Origin of the sequence: Streptomyces sp. CC228A (assembly GCF_021390935.1) — a bacterium.
Taxonomy (GTDB): Bacteria; Actinomycetota; Actinomycetes; order Streptomycetales; family Streptomycetaceae; genus Streptomyces.
The window spans coordinates 446934-469692 of the sequence record NZ_JAJPUI010000007.1 but is presented as its reverse complement, the minus strand read 5'-3'; the positions used below and the strand labels follow the sequence as shown (position 1 = coordinate 469692).

General features: G+C 70.7%; 13 protein-coding genes. 10 read left to right on the top strand and 3 right to left on the bottom strand.

The window, feature by feature from the left end; genetic code table 11:
• From L6E17_RS22025 to L6E17_RS22000, 6 genes are all read left to right on the top strand, one after another.
• The coding region (locus L6E17_RS22025; RefSeq protein WP_236242465.1) for an acetate--CoA ligase family protein at positions 1 to 877 on the top strand (877 nt) is incomplete at its 5' end.
• A gap of 574 nt (positions 878 to 1451) precedes the next feature.
• Positions 1452 to 2036 (top strand): DUF5998 family protein, encoded by a 585-nt coding sequence (locus L6E17_RS22020; RefSeq protein WP_236242464.1) that lies wholly within the window; start codon positions 1452 to 1454, stop codon positions 2034 to 2036.
• Entirely contained in the window at positions 2036 to 3241 is a 1206-nt protein-coding gene (locus L6E17_RS22015) for an alkaline phosphatase family protein (protein ID WP_236242463.1), read from the top strand. The genes L6E17_RS22020 and L6E17_RS22015 overlap by 1 nt, the downstream gene beginning before the upstream one ends.
• Positions 3242 to 3300: 59 nt before the next feature.
• On the top strand, positions 3301 to 3951 hold the full coding sequence (locus L6E17_RS22010; RefSeq protein WP_236242462.1) for a thymidine kinase: 651 nt from the start codon (positions 3301 to 3303) through the stop codon (positions 3949 to 3951).
• A 299-nt stretch (positions 3952 to 4250) separates the two neighbouring features.
• Positions 4251 to 4670 carry a very short patch repair endonuclease gene (locus tag L6E17_RS22005; RefSeq protein ID WP_236242461.1) on the top strand — a complete coding sequence of 140 codons (420 nt, stop codon included), beginning with the start codon at positions 4251 to 4253 and terminating at the stop codon, positions 4668 to 4670.
• Between the two features lie 117 nt (positions 4671 to 4787).
• A complete protein-coding gene (locus L6E17_RS22000; protein ID WP_236242460.1) occupies positions 4788 to 6155 on the top strand; it encodes a DNA cytosine methyltransferase in 1368 nt (455 codons plus the stop codon).
• On the opposite strand, the gene L6E17_RS21995 is transcribed toward L6E17_RS22000, so the two are convergent.
• From L6E17_RS21995 to L6E17_RS21985, 3 genes are read right to left on the bottom strand one after another with little or no spacing between them, the layout of a single operon-like run.
• Positions 6080 to 6982: a DUF6339 family protein gene (locus tag L6E17_RS21995; RefSeq protein ID WP_236242459.1), complete on the bottom strand. Its 903-nt coding sequence runs from the start codon at positions 6980 to 6982 to the stop codon at positions 6080 to 6082. The genes L6E17_RS22000 and L6E17_RS21995 overlap by 76 nt on opposite strands.
• Positions 6979 to 7983 carry a hypothetical protein gene (locus tag L6E17_RS21990; protein WP_236242458.1) on the bottom strand — a complete coding sequence of 335 codons (1005 nt, stop codon included), beginning with the start codon at positions 7981 to 7983 and terminating at the stop codon, positions 6979 to 6981. The genes L6E17_RS21995 and L6E17_RS21990 overlap by 4 nt, the downstream gene beginning before the upstream one ends.
• A complete protein-coding gene (locus L6E17_RS21985) occupies positions 7980 to 10124 on the bottom strand; it encodes a helix-turn-helix transcriptional regulator (protein WP_236242457.1) in 2145 nt (714 codons plus the stop codon). Before L6E17_RS21985 ends, L6E17_RS21990 begins: the two co-directional genes overlap by 4 nt.
• An 834-nt stretch (positions 10125 to 10958) precedes the next feature.
• Here L6E17_RS21985 and L6E17_RS21980 point away from each other — a divergent pair.
• Genes L6E17_RS21980 through drmB form a run of 4 tightly spaced genes read left to right on the top strand, consistent with a single transcriptional unit; the run spans position 10959 to position 22742 of the window.
• Positions 10959 to 15716, top strand: a complete 4758-nt coding sequence (locus L6E17_RS21980; RefSeq protein ID WP_236242456.1) for a DEAD/DEAH box helicase — start codon at positions 10959 to 10961, stop codon at positions 15714 to 15716.
• The gene (locus tag L6E17_RS21975) at positions 15713 to 17641 is read left to right on the top strand and encodes a UvrD-helicase domain-containing protein (RefSeq protein ID WP_236242455.1); all 1929 of its coding nucleotides are present in this window, start codon (positions 15713 to 15715) and stop codon (positions 17639 to 17641) included. Before L6E17_RS21980 ends, L6E17_RS21975 begins: the two co-directional genes overlap by 4 nt.
• Positions 17638 to 20886 (top strand): helicase-related protein, encoded by a 3249-nt coding sequence (locus tag L6E17_RS21970; protein WP_236242454.1) that lies wholly within the window; start codon positions 17638 to 17640, stop codon positions 20884 to 20886. The genes L6E17_RS21975 and L6E17_RS21970 overlap by 4 nt, the downstream gene beginning before the upstream one ends.
• The gene (gene drmB, locus L6E17_RS21965; RefSeq protein ID WP_236242453.1) at positions 20883 to 22742 is read left to right on the top strand and encodes a DUF1998 domain-containing protein; all 1860 of its coding nucleotides are present in this window, start codon (positions 20883 to 20885) and stop codon (positions 22740 to 22742) included. The genes L6E17_RS21970 and drmB overlap by 4 nt, the downstream gene beginning before the upstream one ends.
• Positions 22743 to 22759 lie beyond the last annotated feature (17 nt).

Genomic DNA, 22759 nt, shown 5'->3' with positions numbered 1-22759 from the left:
TCCCCGGCACATCCCGGCCTACCCCGCCACCGAGCGGGCGGTCCGCGCCCTCGCCGAGGCGGTGAAGTACGCCGAGTGGCGCCGGAAGGCCGCGGAGCCCGGCCGCGTACCCGAGTTCGAGGGCATCGACGAAGCCGGGGCCGCCGCCCAGATCGAGCGCCTGCTCACCGCCCAGGAGGTGGGCGGGCACGGGATCACCCTCGCCCCGGCCGAGGCCCAGGCCCTGCTCGGCCGCTACGGCATCCCCGTCCGCCCCGCCTTGGCCGCGCCCGACTCCGATGCCGCCGTCCGCGCCGCCGCCCGCCTGGGCTACCCCCTGGCGCTCAAAGCCACTGCCCCGCACCTGCGCCACCGCCCCGACCTCGGCGGAGTGCGCCTCGACCTGGCCGACGAGGCCCAGCTCCGCACCGCGTACGCCGAGCTCACCGAGACGCTCGGCAAACCGGCCGAGACCCTCCCGGTGGTCCAGTCGATGGTGCCGCGCGGAGTGGACACCGTGGTACGAGCGGCGATCGACCCGGGCGTCGGCGCGGTCCTCTCCTTCGGCCTCGCCGGGGCCCCCGCCGAACTGCTCGGGGACACCGCGCACCGCCTCGTCCCCGCCACCGACCGCGATGTGGCCGAGCAGATCCGGTCCATCCGTACCGCTCCGCTCCTCTTCGGCTGGCGCGGTTCGACCCCCGTCGACTCCCGGGCCCTGGAGGAGCTGCTGCTGCGGGTCTCGCGGCTGGTGGACGACCACCCCGAGATCACCGCTGTGGCCCTGGAGCCGGTGGTCGTCGCCCCGCACGGCCTCGCCGTCCTCGACGCGACCGTGCGGCTCGCCCCGCCCCCGGCCCGTACGGACCTCGGCCCCCGCCGCCTGCCCGCGTACTGAACGGCCCGTACGGCCGCCGGCCGTGCCCCGGGGGACATACGGCGGCCACCGGAAGAGGAAGCAGCCGTACCGACGCACCACGCGGCAGCCGTCCGAAAGCGGCGTACGAAGCACCCGCAGATGGCGGCGGTCCGAGGGCGGCCGTACGAAGCACCCGCACGCGGCCCCGGGCGAAGCCGCCCACAGGGGCAGCCGCCCCGTCCCGCCCGCCCCGTCGGCCCCTCCGCCCACCGGGCCGCCTCAGGGGCCCGCCGTTCTGCCCGGTCTCGCCGGGCGTCGCCCCGTCCCGCGACCGCCCCGCCCGCAACGCACCCGCCGGGGGCCGCCCCGTCCCGCGACCGCCCCGCCCGCGACGCACCCGCCGGGCGCCGCCCAGCCCGGGCGCTGCCGCAGGCGTCACGCGCCCCGCCCCCGCCCCGGCCGGCGGGCACCCGCCCCGGGCGGGCAGACCCGCCCGCCCCGCGTACTCAGCCGAGGAAACGGCCGCGGCAGGGGCCGCCCGGGGGAGGCGGTCGCGCGCGGCGCCGTTCTCGCCGGGGCTGAGGGGGCCCACCCGGGGATTAGGATGGAGCCCATGGCGAAGACCGGTACGACGACCCAGGGGCTGCGCGCGGCGATCGAGCGCAGCGGCTACTACCCGGCTCTGGTGGCCGAGGCGGTGGAGGCCGCCGTCGGCGGCGAGGCGATCGCGTCGTACCTCGTCCACCAGGAGACCACCTTCGACGCCAACGAGGTCCGCCGGCACGTCACCGTCCTCGTCCTCACCGGCACGCGCTTCATCGTCAGCCACACCGACGAGCAGAACGCGGACACGTCCTCGCCCACCCCCTACGCGACCACCTCCACCGAGTCCGTCAAGCTCGGCCGCATCTCGTCCGTGGTGCTCAGCCGGGTCGTCGCCAACCCGGAGGCGTACACGCCCGGCACCCTGCCCCGCGAGGTCGTCCTGACCATCGGCTGGGGCGCGGTCTCCCGCATCGACCTGGAACCCGCCGCCTGCGGCGACCCGAACTGCGAGGCGGACCACGGCTACACCGGCAACTCCACCGCCGACGACCTCAGCCTGCGCGTCAGCGAGGCGGGCGACGGCCCCGAGACGGTCCGCCAGGCCCTCGTCTTCGCCCAGGCCCTGTCCGAAGCCACCGCCGCCGTCCGCTGATGGTCCAGCCCACCACCACGGCCGCCGCCTGGCCCGACGAGCCCGTACCGCTGGCCCTCGACACCGCGCCCGTGCCCGCGTACGGCTCCGGCTCCCTCGCCGACCTGCTGCCCACGCTGGCGGCAGGGCTCGGCGTGCCGGGCTGCGACCACCGCATCACGGAGCTGACGCCGGCCGACCGGGTGTGCGTCTTCCTGATCGACGGACTCGGCTGGGAGCAGGTCAGGGCCCACCCGGAGGAGGCGCCCTTCCTCGCCTCGCTCCTCGCCACCTCCCGCGGCGGCACCGGTCGGCCCCTGACCTCCGGCTTCCCCGCCACCACCGCCACGTCGCTCGCCTCCGTCGGCACCGGTCTGCCGCCCGGCGGGCACGGCCTCGCCGGGTACACCGTCCGCGATCCCGGCACCGGTGAGCTGATGAACCAGCTGCGGTGGCGGCCCTGGACGTCCCCCGCCGTGTGGCAGCCGTACCCGACGGTCTTCCAGCTCGCCGACGCGGCGGGCGTGCACACCGCCCAGGTGTCGTCCCCGGCGTTCCAGGACACCCCGCTCACCAAGATCGCGCTCAGCGGCGGGACGTTCCACGGCAGGCTGTCCGGCGAGGAGCGCATGGACCTCGCCGCCCGGCAGCTCGGCGCGGCCGACCGGACGCTCGTCTACACCTACTACAGCGAGGTCGACGGGGCCGGCCACCGCTTCGGCGTCGACTCCGACGCCTGGCGCGGCCAGCTCATGCACGCCGACCAGCTGGTGCGCCGCCTCGCCGAGCAGCTCCCGCCGCGCGCCGCGCTGTACGTCACCGCCGACCACGGCATGGTGGACATCCCGTTCGACGACGAGAGCCGCATCGACTTCGACGAGGACTGGGAGTTGCGCGCCGGTGTCGCCCTGCTCGGCGGCGAGGGCCGCGCCCGTCACGTGTACGCCGTGCCGGGGGCCGCGGCCGACGTGCTGGCGTGCTGGCGCGAGGTGCTGGGCGACCGGTTCTGGGTCGCGAGCCGCGAGGAGGCCGTCGCCGCCGGCTGGTTCGGGCCGGACGTGGACGAGCGGGTGCACGGCCGGATCGGCGACGTCGTCGCCGCCGCGCACGACGACGTGGCGATCACGGCGTCCGCCGCGGAGCCGCACGAGTCGGCGATGGCGGGCATGCACGGCTCCATGACGGCGGCGGAGCAGCTCGTCCCGCTGCTCGAAGTACGCTCGTAACCCGCCCGCGCCCGTACGAAGCCCCTCCTGCCCCAGACCCGAAAGGCCGTCGCCCACCCATGCCCGAGCTGGTGTTCTTCTCCGGAACGATGGACTGCGGAAAGAGCACACTCGCTCTGCAGATCGAGCACAACCGGTCCGCGCGCGGCCTCCAGGGCATGATCTTCACCCGCAACGACCGGGCGGGCGAGGGCAGGCTCTCCTCGCGCCTCGGGCTGGTGACGGAGGCCGTCGAGGCCGGCGACGGCTTCGACCTGTACGGGCACGTCGTCGACCACCTGTCCCGGGGCGGCCGCTGCGACTACGCGATCGTCGACGAGGCCCAGTTCCTCGCCCCCGGACAGGTCGACCAGCTCGCCCGGATCGTCGACGACCTCGGGCTCGACGTGTTCGCCTTCGGGATCACCACCGACTTCCGTACGAAGCTGTTCCCCGGCTCGCAGCGGCTCATCGAGCTCGCGGACCGGGTGGAGACGCTCCAGGTCGAGGCCATGTGCTGGTGCGGCGCCCGCGCCACCCACAACGCGCGCACCGTCGGAGGCGAGATGGTGGTGGAGGGCGAGCAGGTGGTCGTCGGGGACGTCAACCGCCCGGCGGAGGAGGTCGGTTACGAGGTGCTGTGCCGGCGCCATCACCGCAAGCGCCTGACGAGCGGGACGGTACGGGCGGCGGCGCTCTCGCCTGACGTGCTGCCGGTCACATCGGGCTGACGCTGCCGCCGCGGCACGTCCGGTGAGCCGGGGCGGCGGCAGGAGACCGAGAGTCGGTGCCGCCGGGATGCGGACGGGATCAGCCTCGGGTTCGCGTCCTGGGCGGAGGACTCCGGGCTCGGGAAGGCATGGCGGTCGGGGACCGGTGTGGCACTGTGGCTGTGGCCGTGTCGCCCCCTCCCCGTCGCCGTACGGCCCCCGCAGTGGCTTCGGTGCGCGGGGGCACTTTCGCGTGGAGTCCGGCGCCCCCGCCGGCCGAGCAGGTTCGGGGCGGTGTCGTCAGCGGCAGAATGGGGTTCATGGTCGCCTTGGAGACAACCCCGAAGGTCCGTGCGCGGATGAGCAAGCAGCGCAGTCGCGACACGGACGTCGAGATGGCCCTCCGCAGGACCCTCCATGCCGCCGGACTCCGCTACCGGGTCCACCGCAGACCGCTGAAAGGTGTGCGCCGTGAGGCCGATGTGGTTTTCGGCCCGGCACGCGTGGCGGTCTTCGTCGACGGCTGTTTCTGGCACGGCTGCCCTGAGCACGCGACGTGGCCGAGGAACAACGCGGCGTTCTGGCGTGAGAAGATCCAGAAGAACCGGACTCGCGACAACGACACGGATGCCCGTCTCGCGGAGGCAGGTTGGGTGTCGGTGCGGGTCTGGGAGCACGAGAACGCGACCGAGGCCGCCGAGCGGATCGTCGCCCTCGTACGGAAACGGCGGGGAGCGTAGGCCGGGACGAGGGTTGGACACGTCTTCCGGCCGCCGGAAGGTGCGGTACGAGCGGGGCTGCGGCGGAAGTCCGACCCTTTACGCTCCATCCGCCGTCGCCGGCTACACTTCCGCCACATGACCAGCCCGTACCCAGCCGCCCCATTCCTGGAGAACCCGTACATTCTGGATCTGTTTGCCGGTCCGGGCGGTCTTGACGTAGCCGCGCACATGCTCGCTGTGCCCTCGCTCGGAATCGAGTGGGACAGGAACGCCTGCGAGACGCGCTACGCGGCGGGGCTCCCGACATGGCATGCGGACGTCAGCGCGGTGCGCCGGGAGAGGTTCCATGAGCTGCCGAAGGACTTGACCGTCCTGGCCGGCGGTCCCCCCTGCCAGACGTACTCCGTGGCGGGCAACGGGGCGGGCCGTAAGGCCCTGAAGGAGGTCGAACGGTTCATCCGTGCGTTGGTGGACGGCATTGACGACACCGTGATCGACAAGCAGCTGGAGGAGCTCAACGGTGACCCCCGCACCGCCCTGGTCCTGGAGCCGCTCCGGTATGCGATCAAGGCGCTCACCTGTCCCAACCGGGACGGACGACCGTTCGATGTGATCGTCCTGGAGCAGGTACCCGGGGTCAAAGCGCTGTGGGACGTCTACGCGGAGGTCCTGACGGCGGGGCTGCCCGGCAAGGACGGAGAACGAGTCCGGTACGCGGTCGCCAAGGTCAGTACGCTGCGCACCGAGGCGTATGGTGTCCCACAGACCCGTCGCCGCACGATCCTCATGGCCCGGCTGAGTGAGCACGGCGTTCCAGAGCTGCCCACCCCCACACACCGGACCTACAAGCCGCTCGGACCCGAGCAGAGCGGGTCGGCGGGAGCGAAGGGCGCGGCGGAGGCAGACCAGATCGCGTTGCCGGTGGGGGAAACCGAGACACCGCTCAGGCCATGGGTCTCCATGGGGGAGGTGTTGAAGGTCACGAATGACAGGCCCCAGGGCCGTGAGACTCCCTTCACCATCGTGTCCAACTACGGCAGTGGCGGGGATCCGAAGAAGCGGGGCATGCGCGCGGACGACCAGCCGGCCTTCACCGTCACCGGAAAGGTCTCCCGCAATGCGGTACGGCGCGGAGACGGGACGCCCCACAGCCCGGATCGCCTGACCATCCCCGAGGCCGGCATCCTCCAGACCTTTCCGCCCGACTACCCGTGGTCGGGCGGCGATCAGTCGCAGCAGGTGGGCAACGCCGTGCCCCCACTGTTCGGCATGCATGTGCTCGCGGCGGCGCTTGCCCTGCCGCTCCCGTCGGAGGAGAAGCTGCGGGAGAACTGGCCGGAGGTCGGCGACGAGGAGCGCGCCTCGCTCCGCAAGGAGGGTTGCGGGGCTCCGGACGGCTGTGGTCCCAACTGCCCGCAGCCCGGTGGTCAGTTTTCTTCCTCGGGTTCCTCCGGCTCGTCCCGACCTCGGACCGGTGTGTCCGCGAAAAGGTCGGAGAAGTAGTCCACCAGTGTGCTCACGGAGATCTCCGGGGTCGGTTCCTCGTCGGGGCCGGTCGGCAGCGTGGTCCGTGACACCTGGCGGGCGGTCTCGGCCTCGTCGATCCAGTGGAGGAGCGAATGGGACTCACGCTCGGCGTCGGGGGCGATCACGTCGTACATGAGTGTTGCGGCGGAGGCGTTGACCGCGCCGACCAAGGCGTTCACCTCACGGCCGGTGTTGATCACGCCCTTCGCGACCAGTCGGACGATCGCCTGGGCGGTGGGCCGGTGGTTGATCACGGACATACGCAGGGCGGTGTTGAGGATGTCCTGGTTGCCGCAGGCAGTGACGACGGGCTCGTAGTCCGGGCCGTCACGGAAGAGCTCGGCCGCCCACCAGAGGCGGGAGAAAGCCTGCTTGTGGTACTGCCCCCGGAAGCGTTCGGCGGCCACCTTGGCGACCTTGCCGTCCTTCGTCTCCGGCAGGTGCCGCCAGACCACGTAGTCGGGGGCGACCCCGAGGGCAAGGTGGTTCCAGAGTCCGGGGTCGGCCGCCTCGCGACGGGTGAGCCGAAGGGCCGCGTGCAGGCGAGGAGCGAGCCAGGCGTCGGCCTGGGTGGCCTTGAGCCCGTTGTTCCGGCAGTAGGCCATGGCGTCGTCGGCCAGGTCCCGCAGGGGCAGCAGATCGCCGCGCCGGTCGTCGTGGGGCAGCGGTTCGGTCACCTGGTTGAGCTTGATGCTCGGCACGTCCTCGCGGCCGGTGAGCAGTCCCTCGGTGAGGAATTCCGCAGCCTCGGCGTTGGGGAGCAGCGCAAGTCGCTCGGGGAGGTGGCCGGGCCGGTCGGTCATGCGTCGTCCCCCTGTGTGAGTCGTTCGAGGTCACGGATGGTGGTGGAGAGTGTGCGGGGGACGCCTGCGCGCCGGGAGGCGGCGAAGTGGATTCGGGGCTGAAGATCCCCCCAGCCGGCGGCGGAGGGAGCGGTACGGGCTGTGTGGACCTCGCGCAGGGCGTCCTCCGGCTCGCGATCGGGGTACATGTCGGGGAGCATCTCCCGAAGCACCTCTCCTTGCCAGCCGTGCGGGAAGAGCGGGGTGCCGTCCTCCTCGACCTCCAGGTCGCCGACGGCGGAATGGAAGACGGCGGTCCAGACCTCGGAGCACATCTGGGCGAGGAGGAGCTCGCGGACAGTCTTCTCCGCGCCGTTGCCGCCGTCGGCGCCGATCAGGTCGCCGAGCCCCTCGAAGTCGGTGTTGACGCGGACGACGGGGATCCGGCCTGTGGTGTCGACCAGCCAGGGGGAGTCCTTGAAGCGCTGGAGCCGGCTTGCCCCGGAGGCGAAGCCCACCATCTTGACGACGAGTTCACGGGCGAGCGAGGGTGCGGCCTCGATGACGTCGACGAACCACTCCGTGTCGGAGGTGGCGATCACCCGCCCGGGGACGCCGTCCACGGTTGCGACGACGTGGACGGCGAGGGAGGCACGGTCCAGGAGATCGCAGCGGTGGATGTACAGCTCGGCGGTCCGTTCGCGACCGTCGACGGAGACCGGGGACAATTCCACCGCCGTGCGGTTGTTGGTGGCGCGTTCTGTGAGCACGGCGACGACCTTGACGTCCTGCCAGGGTGCTGCGGGTGCGATCGCCCTGGCCGGGAGATCGGCGGAGAGGCGGAGCCGTGCCTGGGTCCAGTCGGGTCGGTCCTCGTCGGGCCCGAGGGCCACGACGCGTTCGACGGTGGAGAGGTACTTGCTCTCCACGTCCTCCCAGGGTTCGCCCTCGACCTTGACCTGGGCGCTCTCGACACGCCAGGACACGCTGCCGGTGAGCCGCCGGTAGGGGTAGACCTTCACGTCTGCTCTCCCGTTCCGGTGCGGAGTTCGACGACGAGTCCGGTCAGTTGGGCCCGGACGGGGTGACGGGACACGTCGGTGACGCCTCGGAAGACGGCCTTGCGGCTGCCGGGGAGCAGGTGCAGGGACCCGTCCACGACTTCGCAGCCACTGACGGCGACGAGCTCCTTCCACGGGGCGGCGGGGCGGGGGCCGGAACGCACGTCGAACTTGGCGGTCGGCGTCACCGGACGGTCCGTGTCGACGCCCGGCGACACCCGCACGTCGACGGTGACCGCCCAGGCCCCGGTCTCGTCGATCAGCGCGTCCACGTTGTCCAGCTCGGGCAGAGCTGCGGCTCCGGTGGGGCGCGCCTTCTTCCTGGCACCGCCGACTTTCAGCCTGCCGGCAATCTTGGCCTCGCCGCCGTTGCGGCGCTTCGCCCGTGGTACGGCGACCAGTTCGCGCACCGCGTTGTTGGCGGCGGTGGTCAGTGCGGCGATGCGTCGATGGGCGGAGGGCGAGTAAGTGAGGCGGAGTTCCTCGGTCTGACCCCACTTGTTGTGCTCGGGCGGTTCGGAGGCGCGGAGGAACTCCTCGGCGGCCTCGGCGCCGGGGGCGTCCTGTCCTGCCGCGCGGCCGGTGAGGAGGATGGCCTGGAAGGGGTTGGTGCCGATCGGGACGTTCGTGACGGCGCTGTCCTTGACGGTCATGTGATTACCCCGCATGGAGACCAGTCGGTTGGGGCGACCGTCGGCGTCCTCGGCGTGGGTGACCAGGAGCACTGCCTCGTGCGGCACGCTGCCGCGCACCTGGCCGCCGTGCAGGGGCACGTTCAATCGCACAGTGGCGCGGGCGACCTGACCACGGGCGGTGAGACGGTCGACGGTGTCGCCCTCCAGGAAGGCACGCAGGGCACGCGTGCGGGAGGGCTGGGTGACAGCCGGATCCACACGCTCTTCGGCGATGAGGACCTCACCGTTGCGATAGGTGCGGACGGATGCCTCCAGATGCGGCTTGTGGTCGCCGCCGCCGGTCATCGCGGCCCAGAAGTTACGGCCGAGTGCTTCGACGAGCCGGGCGTGCATCCGGTGCACGGAGTCGTCGTCCTCTGCGCCTGCCTCCTCGTCGCCGGTTCCGGTGACGGGCGCCAGGCTGGCGACGTCGTGGGCGCCGACGATGAGGAAGGAGGTTCCCGGAGCCGCGCTCTCGCGCGTGAGACGGAGCTTCTCGACGGTCTCCTCGTCGGCCCACCAGGACCGGGCGACATCGGCGGACCTGGTGTCCGGGTCCGGGCGTCCGAACCAGGCAGGGCCCGCGAATTCCCGGCCGTCGACTTCACGCCAGGGAAGGTCCAGGCGGCCGATCAGACGGCGTTCTGTTCGGCCCTCGTGGGGTTCGGAGAGAGTGGAGTTGATCAGCACGAGGCCGAGTCGACTGGTGGCCCAGAGGGTGGCCTTGCCCAGGCCGTACGATCCGCCTGCTCCGGCGCTGCTCTTGTGGCTGTCGAGCTGTCGACGCACCACGGCGGCGAACCGTCCGTTGGCGTAGTCGTCGCCGGTGAGACCGGTGGCGTTGTAGTCGTCGACACGGAGCAGGACCAGTCGGTCGCGCTGGTACATGTCGCGCAGGCCGGCCGCGATGGTCCGGGAGACCTTGCCCTGCCTGCTGCCGTCGGCGGTGAGGGCCTCGTAGTGGGGGAGCAGGCGTTCCCAGTCGATCGCCTCCCGGAAACGGGCCAGTGCCTCGCCGGTGAGTTCGTGCAAGGTGTAGCGGACCCGGACGGGTTCGGTGGGGTCGAGGCGCTCGTCGAGGCTGTTCTGGGTGGCCTCGCGCGCGAGGACCGAGACGTCGGCCTCGAAGGCGAACGCGGCGGCGTTGCCGTACTCGCGGCCTCCGTCCACGTGGGCCGGGCGGTGGTACCACGTGACAGGCAGGCCGGCATGGGCGTCGGTGCTGCGGGTGTGGATGGTCTCCAGGTCGGTCTTGAGTACCTCGGCGATTCGCCGGATGGTCTCGTCCCTCGGGACGGACCGCCCGACGATCCAGGCCGAGACGGCGGCTCGGGTCATCCCCAGCTCCACCGCCAGATCGGTCTGACTCTTCTTGGCGTTCTTGAGCTGGCGTGCCAGCCAGGGGCCGAAGTCCTCAGCCGCCTCCACGTCCCACCCTCTTCCCCTCTGCACGTCTCGACTCGGCGGGAACTACCGTACCGCACCTCAGTTGACAGAGTGCGGCCTTGTCAAAAGGTCTTTGACCAGAGGATCCCTTGGTTCCGGGCTGTCGGGGTGAACCGAAAAGTGGAAGTCGAGAATCCGCCCTATTTGCTGGGGAAAAGGTCCCCGCGGGCGGTGGGTCGAGTGTCCGTTCGGGTGAGTAATGGTCCCTTGCGCATCCGGCGGTACCCATGGTCAACTACTGCCTCGGCAGCCCGGGGAGTCATCCGGGCAACCACTCTCTCGGGGGCAGTTCTGTGTCTTTTCCCGTTCGTCGCCTGTGATGCAGGGGAGGAAAGCGGGGAAAGGGCAGGCGGTTGCGCCCCGGGGGCGTGCGTGACGCACCGTCTTGCACGTCGGAGGGAGTCATTTCATCGCTCGTTCGCCGGGTTTCCGCCCAAGGACCTCACGATCCGATTTCCTCTTCCGCGCCACCTTGCACCACCACTCGTGATTGTCCCCACGAACGCGAAGGTCCCCGGTGTCCTCGAAGAAGTTCCCACGCGACCACGGGCGTGTTGCCGTCCGGCGGTACGACCGGCTCACGACCGGCCTGCAGGACAGCAGATCCATTCCCCGTGCCTGCGCCACGACATGGTCGCCGGGTCCTGGGACGCACTGCTCGACCCCCATGCCCTGAACCGGCCGGACCGTTCGGGTCGGCTCTGATCGGCTGCCGGCGCGAAGCCGCCGTCACCGTCGCGTGCACCGTGCGGCCCGCCCGCTGACGTGACCGACCCGACATCGTCTCCTCGCTCTGTCCTGAAGTGGAAGGCAACTGTGGCCGAATTGCAGCCCTCGGTGATACCCACCGTCGTCGAGCAGTCCATCCGGGTCCTGGAGACCTACCGTGTCGATCCAGGCCTGATCCCCGAGCACGCCAACGGCGAGCGCCGTATCACCCAGGGCGGGTACGGCGACCGTCAGCTCTTCGAGCTGGTCCAGAACGCCGCCGACGAGATCCGTGACGAGCCTGGCGGCCGGATTCACGTCGTTCTCACCGACACCCATCTCTACTGCGCCAACGAGGGCAATCCGGTGACCGCCCAGGGTGCGGAGACCATCCTGCGCATGAGCATGTCCAAGAAGCGCGGCGGTCAGATCGGCCGGTTCGGCGTGGGCGTGAAGTCGGTCCTGGTGGTGACCGACACCCCCGAGTTCTTCGGTCGCACCGGAAGCTTCGGCTTTGACCGTGCCTGGTCGTACCAGCTCATTCGTGACGTGCCCGGTGTGCGTGAGCGGCTCGGTGAGGAGTTCGAGGCGCCCGTGCTGCGCATGGCCCGTGAGCTGGACATGGCGGCCGAGCGGCTTCGGGATCGGGTGCTCGACGAGCTGCTGGAGTGGGCCACCACCGTCGTCCGTCTGCCGCTGCTGCCCGGTGCGGCCGACCGGCTGGGCAGGGACATGCACGGTCACCAGGGCACGGCCGGTCACGAGACGCGTGAGGAGTTCCCCTCCGGCTTCCACCTGTTCTCCCCGCACGTGGGCCAGGTGGTCCTGGAGGACCGCCGGCCCCGCCCGGTGGCGCGCCGGACACTCCGCGCGGAACAGAACGGCAACCTGCACGCGATCCACGAGGAGCGCGTCGGTGAGCCGTCGGCCACCTCGGAGTGGAGGGTCTTCACCTGCACCCACGAGCCGACCGAAACCGCCCGCCGCGATGCGGGCGAACTGCACGACCGCCTGACCATCGACCTCGCCTGGGCCGTCCCCCACTACAAGCGGGACGAGAACGGCCTGTTCACTCCCCGGGGCCAGCGTCGGCGTGGACAGTTCTGGGCATATTTTCCCAGCAAGTACGAGATGTCCCTCACCGGCATTCTCAACGGTGCCTGGAAGACCAACGAAGACCGGCAGAACCTCCTCGACGCCTCCCCCTTCAACGTGGAGATGATCCAGGTCGCGGCCCGTCTTGTGGTGGACTCCCTGTCCGAACTGGCGCCTGCGGAAGACCCGGCCGCCTACCTGCCGCTCCTGCCCGGCCGTTCCAGGGAGGCCATCAGCTGGGCGGACCGGTATCTGCTGGAGCAGATCTGGGAGACGGCGGCCCGGTGCCCGTCGTTGCCCGACCAGGACGGCATGCTGCGGCGCCCCGGCGAGTTGCGTATCCACCCGGTCCTGTCCAAGGACCTCACCGCGACCACCCGTTGGCTGCGGCTCTGGCACTCCTACCCCGCTCGGCCCAAGGCGTGGCTGCACCCCTCGGTGGAGGCCACGACGCTGCGTTCCGGCAAGGTCGGCCACATCCTGGAGCGAACCAAGCAGCCGCGGGCCGATGTCCGTGAGTGGCTGGAGGCGTTGGTCTCCGACGGGACGGCGAAGGCCTCGGAGACCGCGATCCGGATCGTCGCCGACATGGTCGAGTCGGGTGCCGACTGCGCTGCGGAGGCGCGCAGGGCCAATATCGTCCTCACGGAGGAACACGGTCTGGTCGCACCGGTGCCCGGCAAGGTGTTCCGGCGCACCGATGAGGGCGGCCTGCGGGAGTCCCTGGTCTACGTGGACCGCGCCCTGTCCGACGACCCGTCGCTCTTCTCGGCTCTGACCACCCTCGGTATCCGGGAGGCCGACGTCCGAGGCCGTTTCGTGAGCGTTCTCGACCAGGGGTTCGCCAAGTACGGTCCCCAGGAGTGGACTCGGTTCTGGGAACTGTTCCACCTGGCAGGCGCCGCCGCGGTGGGTCACGAAGTGACCAAGCGGGTGCCTACACCGATGGACACCCTCATGGTGCGGACGGCGGACGGCCGTTACCACAGCATGCGCGACTGCATGTTGCCCGGCGCCGTCGTCACTCCGGAGCGCGACCCCGACGTAGCGGTGGACATGCAATTCCACTCCGACGACGCGGGCTTCTTCCGCGAGCTGGGCCTTCGGGACCGCCCGACCTCCGGCCACAGGCCCGAAGGGGAGCCCTGGTTCGACGACTACCGGGAGGCCGCACACGCGGCCTACTGCCGCACACTCGACAACCGGGCGAGCCGCCCGACTCTTGCCAGGACGAGGATCGAGGGCGCCCCCGTCGGGGGACCCCTGCATCTGTTGCCCCGCCTCACGGAGGAGGCCCGCGCGGCCTTCCTCCAGACGCTGCCCGAGGACGCGCTGATCGAGAACTGGACGCTGCAGATCGGCTCCCAGGCGGGCACACGTCGGACGGCGCCGTCCCCCATTCGTTGGATGCTCTCCCGGCACGGTCGGGTCGCGACCTCGCAGGGGATCAAGCCCCTCAAGGAGGCCGTGGGGCCGCAGCTCGCCGCCTACGGCGACGTGCTGCCGGTGGCCTCGATCAGCCAGGAGAAGGCTCGCAAGCTGGGGCTCGCCGACAGTGTCGAGAAGGTCCGCCCCGAGCAGTGGGAGCAGCTCCTGGAGAAGCTCCAGGAGAGCGAGGACGACGCGTTCGTCGGCTCCACCTATGTCCTGATGACCCGCCTGGAGATCGACTTCCCCGAGAGTTCCCTGACGCGCTGCCGGATCGGCGATGCCTGGGACGCCAGGGAGGACGGTGAGATCGCCGTCGCCGCGAACGAGGAGGAATACCGCTCGCTGCGAGCCGAACGCGTCCCTGCCCTGCTGATGCCGGATCGGGCGTCCGCCGACCTGATGGTCGAGCAGTGGGGCATGCTGCGCCATGACGACGTCGTGAGCCGCGAGACCAGGCACGAGTCGAGCGTGGAGGCGGTGCCGCTGTCCGAGGAGTTCCCGACGCTGCGCCAGAAGATGGGAGCCTCGGTCGGCACGTACTCCCTGCTCCGATGTTCCACCTTGGAAGAGGTCGTTCGCACCCCGAACGGCGCGCGGGCGAAGTCCCTGGAGAGCGCCCGCCAAGGAAACGTGATCAAGGTCCTGGACTCGCTGGACCGGCTGGGTGCACTCCTGGCCGTCGACCGGGAGCTGGGGCTGCGTATGGGTGAGGCCGGTTGCCGAGCCGTCCTGGACGCACAAGTCCGCCAGGAACAGGACGCGAAGGTGCGGTCCGCGCTGAAGGCGGTGCGCGAGGCGGAGGACGTGACGGTCAAGCTGGAATTGCTGATCGGTGCGGAAGCCCTTCGTGACCGGCTGCCTGCCGGTCTGATGGAGGCCGAACGCCAGGAGCTGAACGGGCAGGAGCCCTCCGGGCGCCGGATCGCGCAGATGGCGTTCAACGCCCACGGTGACACCGTGCTCAAGACCCACGCCCGCGACATCCAGGAGCGCTTTCCGCATGCCCCGTCGTCCTACACCGGCGGCTCTGCTGCGGTCTCCTTCGTCGCCGATCTCGGCCTGCCCGCTCCCTTCGCCGGTTACCGGGCTCCCACCCTCGAACAGAGCCTGACGGTGGAAGGCCCTCGCGACTTCCCGCGCCTGCACGACTACCAGGAACGGCTCGCCCTCAACATCTTCGAGATGCTGGACCGGCTGGCGCCTCAACGTGCCATGCTGTCGCTGCCCACCGGCGCCGGCAAGACACGTGTCACCGCCGAGGCCGTCATCCGCTGGGTGAAGCAGGCCGGCGACCTCAAGGGCCCGATCCTGTGGATCGCCCAGACCGAGGAGCTGTGCGAACAGGCCGTACAGAGCTGGCAGTTCGTCTGGAGCAAGGCAGGGGCGCAGACCAGGCTGACGATCAACAGGCTGTGGACCTCGAACGAGGCGGCCCCGGTCGCCGACGGTCCGCAACTCGTCGTGGCCACCGACGCCAAACTCCAGGCGTGCCTGGACAGCGACCGGTACGCCTGGTTGCGGGATGCCGCGCTCGTCGTGGTGGACGAGGCCCACGTGGCGACCAGCCCGCGCTACACGGAGATCCTGGGCCTGCTCGGCCTCACCCAGCATCGGACGGAGCGGCACCTGCTCGGCCTCACGGCCACTCCGTTCCGCGGTCACAACGAGGAGGAGACCCGCCGTCTGGTCAATCGCTTCGGCGCACGGCGACTGGACGAGGGTGTCTTTCCCTCCGGCGATGCCTATGCACACCTTCAGGAACTGGGGGTATTGGCCCAGGTCGAGCACCGGGAACTCGCCGGCGGGACCATCGAGTTGTCCCGTCAGGAGCGGGAGAGCGCCGAGCAGTTCAGCCTGCTGTCCAAGGCCGCCGAGCAACGGCTGGCCGAGGACCACGACCGCAGTCGACGCATCGTCGCGGAGGTCGCAGGGATGCCGGAGGACTGGCCGGTGTTGGTCTTCGCCACCTCGGTGGAGCACGCCAAGTACCTGGCGGCCCGGCTGAAGGACCACGGGATCTCCGCCTCCTCCGTGGACTCGACCACCTCCGACAGCGACCGTCGTGCCCGTGTCCGGGATTTCCGCGACGGCAGGGTGCGGGTGCTCACGAACTACGGCGTCCTCACCCAGGGCTTCGACGCCCCCGCCACCCGCGCAGTCGTCGTCGCCCGCCCCGTCTACAGCCCGAACGTCTACCAGCAGATGATCGGACGCGGTCTGCGGGGCCCCCGCAACGGCGGCAAGGACACCTGTCTGATCCTCAACGTCCGGGACAACATCCGGAACTTCGCCACCGCCCTCGCGTTCACGAAGTTCGAGCACCTGTGGAGCAGGAAGTGACCTCCTCCCCTGAGGGCGGCCCCGCCCTCACCCCCGAGCAGCAGGCCGTCGTGGACCAGCCCTGGGACACCCGGCTGCTGGTCACCGCCGGGGCGGGTACGGGGAAGACCCACACCCTGGTACGCCGCATGGACGCCCTCGTCGGCCACATGGACCCCGCCGAGGCCCTGCAGGCGTCGGAGCTGCTGGTCCTCAGCTTCTCCCGGGCGGCAGTGCGAGAACTGCGGGACCGCATCGCCCGGCACGGCGAGCATGCCCGGCGGGTCCGGGTACAGACCTTCGACTCCTGGGCGTACTCCCTCCTTCTCCAGGCGTATCCGGACGGCGATTGGTCGGCCCTTGCCTTCGAGGAGCGGATCGACGAGGCCCGTGAGGCGATCGAGAAGGGCGCCCTGAGGTCGCTGGAGTCCGGGCCGCCCGCCCATGTGATCATCGACGAGGTGCAGGACCTGGTCGGCGTGCGACGGGAGATGGTGGAGTCCCTCCTCGACCAGCTCCACGACTCCTGCGGGTTCACCCTGGTAGGCGACTCCGCCCAGGCGATCTACGACTTCCAGATCGACCGGGACAAGAACCCCGAGGAGTACGCCGACCGCGCCGACCTCTTCCTCCGTTGGGTGCGCGCCTCCTACGGCGACGACCTGGTGGAACTGCGGCTGACGCGGAACTTCCGTGCCGTCACCCCCGAGGCGCGCACCGCGCTCCCCCTCGGCCCGGCCGTGCAGGGTATCGGCAGTGCTTCCGAGGGCGCCGATGCAGCGGCCGAACGACTCCACGGGGAGTTGCGCGAGCTGCTGCTCGACTTGCCCGACCTGGACTTGCTCACCGACTCCTTCACTTTGGACTCGTTGCGCTCCTTCCCAGGCAGCTGCGCGATCCTGACCCGTGACAACCGGCAGGCCCTGATGGTCTCGGAGCTGCTGCACACCCACGGCGTGCCACACGCTCTGCGCCGCTCGCTCAGGGAACGCCCGGTGCCGTACTGGGTGGCCGTTCTGCTGCACCGCACCGAGGCCGCCACCCTCACCGAGGAGCGCCTGCGCGAACTGCTCGGTGGGATACCGCTGCCGGAGGGCACCGACCAGGACCGCGTGTGGCGGTCCTTGCGCGGGGCGGCGCGCGGCGCCGGTCGGGGCACGCTCGACGTGACGCGACTGCGCAGGCTGGTGGCGGAGCGCCGTTTCCCGGACGAGCTGGCCGACCCCGAGCCGGCCCGACTGGTGGTGTCCACCGTGCACCGCTCCAAGGGCCTGGAGTTCGACCGGGTCGTGCTGCTCACCCCGCCGACCGTGGCCGAACTGCGCCGCCGCGGCACTACGGACCTGGACGTGCCTGCCGAGGCACGGGCCCTGTACGTGGCCATGACCCGAGCCCGCGAGGATCTGTACCGCGTTGCCGCCCCCGACACGCTGACGCTGCTCAAGCACAGGCCGACCGGCCGCTGGTACCGGGGGGTCCCGAACGCGCACAAGAGGTGGCGGCGCGACGGTGTCGAAGTGCGGGCCGGTGACGTCTGCGCCCTGGAACCGGCCGACGCCCTGGGCGACGCACTCGCCGCCCAGGTGTACCTGCTGGAGCGGGTACGACCGGGGGACGCGGTGACGTTCCGGCTGCGTGACTCCCTGCCCATGCGGGCCGACCAGAGTCCCCGTTACACGCTGCTGCACGAGGGACGGGAGATCGGCGAGGCATCGGAGACCTTCCGGCGAGAGCTGTACTCCGTGCTGAAGGTGAGTACGACCTGGGAGATCCGCTGGCCCGAGGAGATTGCCGGACTGAGGATCGACTGCCTGGAATCGGTCGCCGGCAGTACCGCCGCGGGGGCCAACGCGGGCCTGGGAGAGCACGGGGTGTGGATCACCCCCCGCATCAGCGGCATCGGACGATTCCGGCGGTCCGCCGACGTCGAGGAGGAACGGGAATGACCATCCACGCAGGGCGGCACGCCGCACACTACGAGGTCCGCGAGGACCTGGTGGCCCGGCTCCGCCGCGAGCTGTGGGGCCCCGACGCCGGGGCGCCCGCCGAGGACCGCGCCGAGGTGCTCGATCAGGACGCGCCGATCACCCGCTACCCCATGGGCGTGCTTTTCCCCCGACCGGCCGATTCCGAGGCCCGCCGTCGTCTCCAGGAGGACGGCGAGGAGCAGGCCGGCCTGGACGAGGAGTCTTCGACCGCAACGGAAAGCCCCGACGAGTCCGGTGCCACGGCCGAGCGCCCCAACGCCGGCGACCGGCGCCCGTCCGCAATGGGCCTGACTTTCGCGGTCGACCCCTCGGTGTGCCGGGAGATCGTGGTCTCGGCGCGGGCCGCCGTGTACGAGCCGGAGGACACCGAGGGCCGCAGGATCTCGGCACGCCGCAGTGAGGCCCGCACCACCTCCGACCAGCGGGAGCGCTGGCGCCGAGTCGAGCTGGAACTGCCGGACACCACGGTGGACGTGACATACCCCGGGCGTGGCGCATCGCGTGATCTGATCGACGGTACGGCTCGGTTGGAGGTACACGTACGTCGCTCCTCGCCGGAGACCGGCATGGTCACCGTCACGGTGACCCTGGTCAACGTCCAGAAGGTGGGCGAGCGCGAACTCCAGGACGCCTTCGCCCTCTTCCAGACGGGGCTGACGGTCCGTGCCGCCGACGGGTCGAGCGCCTTCGTGGAGCGCCCGACCCTGCTGTCCGCTGCGGATGCCGAGCTGGAGACCGGCAGACTGCTCCACCGGCATGTCCCGACCTTCGCCACCGGCCACGGCTGCGCGGCGGCGTGGGACTGGACCCCGCCCCCGATCGGGATCACCGACACGAAGCCCGCGGGTGTTCCGGAGGTACGGACGGAGTCCGTGCCCACCTACGAGGTGCTCCTCACCGACTCCAACCCGGAGATCGACGACCGGGCGCTCACCATGCTGGGCCTCGCCCACGCCCCCGACGGGGAGGTGATCGACGCCCTGGAAGGACTGGCCACAGGCTATGAGCAGTGGATGGAGCGCAAACGCGCCGAGGCCGCCGCGCTCGCCGGCACCGCGTACGGGGAGGCCGCCCGGACACAGGTCGATGCGTGCCAGGAGGCTCTGGACCGGATCCGAGCAGGCATCGCACTGCTGCGCGAGAAACCCGACCTCATGCGGGCGTTCCGCCTGACAAACGAGGCGATGGCGACCCAGCGCGCCCGCAGCGCCTGGGTCAAGGCCGGCCGGAGCGGCGCTCCCGACCTGGCCGCCGCCCGCTGGCGTCCGTTCCAGATCGCCTTCATGCTGCTGTGCCTGGCAGGGGTGGACGACCCGGAACACCCCGATCGAGGCGCATCGGACCTGCTCTGGTTCCCCACCGGCGGTGGCAAGACCGAGGCGTACCTGGGCCTGATCGCGCTGACCACCTTTCTGCGCCGAATGCGGCACGGCGCGGCGGGTGGTGGAGTCACCGTGCTCATGCGGTACACCCTCCGCCTGCTCACCCTCCAGCAGTTCGAACGGGCTGCAAGCCTGATCTGCGCCATGGAGCTGATGCGCCGGGAGAACCCGGCAGAGCTGGGACACGAGGAGATCTCCCTCGGCATGTGGGTCGGCCGCTCCGCCACCCCGAACACTTTGGAGAGCGCCACGCAGCAGCTCCGCGCGGCCCGCTCCGGCAAGGTGCTCCAGAAGGAGAACCCCGTCCAGCTTCATGCCTGCCCCTGGTGCGGCACCGCCATCGATGCCCACCATTACACCGTCGACCAGGAGGCCGTCCGCATGGATGTGCGCTGCCCCCGCACGGGTTGCGCGTTCTCCGGGGGACTGCCTGTGCACCTGGTCGACGAGACCGTGTACCGGGCACGGCCCACCCTGGTGATCGCCACCGTCGACAAGTTCGCCTCGATGCCGTGGCGGCCGCAGACCGCCGCGCTGTTCAACCGGGACCGGCAGGAATCCACTCCTCCACCGGAACTGATCGTGCAGGACGAGCTGCACCTGATCTCCGGACCGCTGGGCACTCTGACAGGCCTGTACGAAACGGCCGTCGACGTGCTCGCAGGCCGCCCGAAGGTGATCGCCTCCACCGCGACGATCCGCCGTGCCGCCGACCAGGGCAAAGCTCTGTTCTCCCGCCAGGTGCGCCAGTTCCCTCCCGCCGGTCTGGATTCCCGGGACTCCTGGTTCGCCGTGGAGACCCCTGCCCGGGACAAGGCCTCCCGACGGTACGTGGGCCTGTTCGCGCCCGGCACCAGCCAGTCGACGCTGCTGATTCGCACCTACGCCACCCTGCTTCACCAGGCGATGCGCGCAGAGACCACGCAGGAGGTGCGTGATGCGTATTGGACGCTGGTCGGCTACTTCAACAGTCTGCGCCTGCTGTCCGCAGCCGAGCTCCAGGTCCACGACGACGTGGTGGCCTACCTGGAACACCTGGCCGCCCGCGACGACTGCGAGCCCCGTGCTCTCGGCAATCACTCCGAACTGACCAGCCGAGTCGACGCCAGCGACATCCCGCTGCGCCTGAAACAGATCGAGCGGCGGCTGCCGGGCCGCGACGTGGTGGATGTGCTCCTGGCCACCAACATGATCGCCGTCGGAGTGGACGTGGACCGGCTCGGTCTGATGGCCGTCATGGGGCAGCCGCAGACCACGGCCGAATACATCCAGGCCACCAGCCGCGTGGGCCGCGCGCACCCCGGCCTGGTCGCGGTGATGCTCAACGCGGGCCGCTCCCGAGACCGTTCCCACTACGAGAACTTCCGGCATTTCCACTCCGCCCTCTACCGCGAGGTCGAGTCCACGTCGGTGACGCCGTTCTCGGCGCGCGCCCGCGACCGCGGCCTGCATGCGGTGATCGTCGCCCTTGCCCGGATCCTCATCCCGGCCGCTCGCGCCGACGAGGCTGCCGGGGACATCGACCTCTTCCTGGAAGAGCTGCGCGAGCAGATCCGCCCGAGAATCCTCGAACGGGTCGAGGCCATCGCCCCTGAGGAAGTCGCGCACGTGGCTGCCGACTTCGACGAATTCGTCGACTGGTGGTACGGACAGGCCCAGTCGTCGGGCGGCCTGCACTACGAGCCGAAGCGCGGACGCCGCGTCCCCTCACTGCTCAAGCCCTACAACGACGCCCTGGAAGACGTCGAGGCATGGGAGACCCTGTGGTCCCTCCGCGACGTCGACGCTGAGTCCGCCCTGTTCATGGAGGCATCCCGATGACCCCTCCCCGCCGCCGGCGCGGCGCAGACCGTACCGCCGCACCGGCCCGCACCCTGCCCCGCCGCGGCGCGGTCCGTCGCGCCCAGGTCATCACGACGTACGGCGTGGGTTCGCTGATCGCCGTCGACCAGGAGTCGTTCATCGTCTGCGGCATCGACAACGCCGAGGAGCAGTGGCCCAGGGACGAGGCACCGGTGATCCACGAACGGCGCCTGGCCCGGGTACTGGGCGTCGACCGGTTCCGCCTTCCGCCCGCCTCCGGCGACGCCAGTCGCGACGGTGTCCGGGTGCGCCGCTTCCCTCTGTGGCATCACTGCCCCGAATGCCAGGCACTCGACCACGTGCGGAACTTCAACTCTCCGCCGGGGCGCAACGAGTGCGGCGAATGCTCCGAACCCTTGGTGCCCTCTCGCTTCGTCGTCGCCTGCGAGGACGGGCACATCGCCGACTTCCCCTACTGGAAATGGCTGCACCGCGGCCGACGCGGTGACGGCGAGGCCGGTTTCTGCGGTGGCCGAATGAGCCTGAGGTCCTCGGGCCGGACCTCCTCGCTCCGGTCGGTGGTGCTCTCCTGCTCCTGCGGGGTGCCGGATGTGTCCATGGAAGGCTCCTTCCGGCGCGGGGCCCTCGCGGACCTGAAGATCCGCTGTGAGGGCAAGCGCCCCTGGCTGAAGGACGCACCCGACCTCTTCTGCACCCAGTCGCCCCGAACCCTCCAGCGTGGTTCGTCCTCGGTGTGGCAGCCGGTGCTCCGCTCGGCGCTGTCGATCCCGCCGTGGAGCGACACCCGGGTGCAGGCCTTGGACGGGCACTGGGACGCCCTGCGGTCGTACTCCACCACAGCCGAGATCGAGATCTATCTGAAGGGCGTCTTCAAGGGAGCCCCTTCCCCGATCGGCGCGGACAAGGTCATGGAGTTGCTGGCCGCCATGGAAGCCGAGGACCCCGCCGGCGAGAGCGGCCCTGCCGCCGACCAGGAGCAGCGCTACCGAGCCCTGCGCGACGTGGAGTACGAGCGGCTGTGCGCGGGCAACCCCGAAGACTCCGGCTCCCACAGTGAGCAGTTCGTGTGTGAGCCCCCGACCGGCGACGAAAGCTCGCTGGCCGGTCTCGGCCTGACCCCCCCGATGCTGGTGAAGAAGTTGCGCGAGGTCCGCGCCCTCAAGGCCTTCACCCGCGTCATCGACCCGGAGACCTCCTCCGAGGGCCACGAAGCGGCACTCTCCCTCACCCCCACCGACTGGCTTCCCGCCATGGAGGTCCATGGTGAGGGGGTCTTCCTCCGGTTGGACGAGGCGATGATCGACGCCTGGGCCGAGGCGCCGACTGTCGCCGAACGGGTGGAACGGATACGCCGGCGGCACCAGCAGGTCCTGGCCGAGCGCGCCTCCGACCCCGCTCGCGTCCCTGCATCGCCCGCCGTCCCACGCATGGTGCTGCTGCACACCCTCGCCCACGTGATGATCCACGAGTGGAGCCTGGACTCCGGCTACCCGGCCGCCTCGCTCCGCGAGCGGATCTACTCGGGTGACGGGATGGCCGGTGTGCTGATCCACACCGCCACCAGCGACTCGGCCGGCAGCCTCGGCGGTCTGGTCGCCCAGGGCGAGCCCGACCGCCTCGCGAAGGCTCTGCGTTCGGCCGTCCGCCGCGCGGAGTGGTGTTCCACCGACCCGCTCTGTCTCGAGACCGAGATCTCAGGTACAGGTGGCACCAACCTGGCTGCCTGCCACGCCTGCGTCATGCTCCCGGAAACCAGCTGCGAGCACAACAACGGTCTCCTTGACCGGGCACTGCTCGTGGGCACCCCGGAGGACCCGTCGCTGGGATTCTTCGCGCACTTGCTGACCCCGTGAGCGCCGGGCCGTGACAC